The sequence below is a fragment of the Capillibacterium thermochitinicola genome (genome assembly GCF_013664685.1).
Classification (GTDB): domain Bacteria; phylum Bacillota; class UBA4882; order UBA10575; family UBA10575; genus Capillibacterium; species Capillibacterium thermochitinicola.
The window spans coordinates 1-638 of record NZ_JAAKDE010000037.1 but is presented as its reverse complement, the minus strand read 5'-3'; the positions used below and the strand labels follow the sequence as shown (position 1 = coordinate 638).

The window sequence follows — 638 nt, the reverse complement described above, 5'->3', positions numbered from 1 at the left end:
ATTCTATAAAACCTCAAGTTTTAGTGGCATAATCTCCGGAATTAGGGGGTCAGGGCGCACTTTGATATAATTGACGAATTTCTAAAATTTTATCACTATCTTTTGCATCTACACTTATCGCACAAAAAGTAATACACCAGAACAGACATAATACGATAATAACTTTTCTTTTCAACTAAGTATCATCCTCTCAAGGTAAATTATTAACTAAACCTTGGCTATATTCTTGCCAATTACGATATCCTAGTCTTCTAGCATTCCATACATGACTTAATGCCACCTCACTTCCCGCATTAGCATATTGACTGTAAATACTATAGGCACCTTTCCACGACGTATAATTTCCTATCATCTGGAAATGTGGTTTATCAATAAAGCTCGGCCAAGAGCCTCCCCATTCAAACCCTACTTCTTGTCCAATCCTGCCTAACCTATCCCAACAATCTGAAGACTTGCTCCAAGTTGGCCCTCCTTTACTATTTTGAAATACAATATCAACTGCCATCCCGTATTGATGCCAACTTCCATAAGGTTTCACATTAGTTATTATATTACCTGGTTTCGTTCTCCCTTGTTCATAATATCTTTGTTGTATTTCAGGTGATCTATAACCTTCCTATCTAGCCCCCTAATTCAGT

At 37.1% G+C, this 638-nt stretch carries 1 protein-coding gene; it reads right to left on the bottom strand.

Annotated elements, in window-relative coordinates:
- Positions 1–190: 190 nt before the first annotated feature.
- Positions 191–538 carry a M15 family metallopeptidase gene (locus G5B42_RS10660; RefSeq protein WP_187351013.1) on the bottom strand — a complete coding sequence of 116 codons (348 nt, stop codon included), beginning with the start codon at positions 536–538 and terminating at the stop codon, positions 191–193.
- Positions 539–638: the final 100 nt, after the last annotated feature.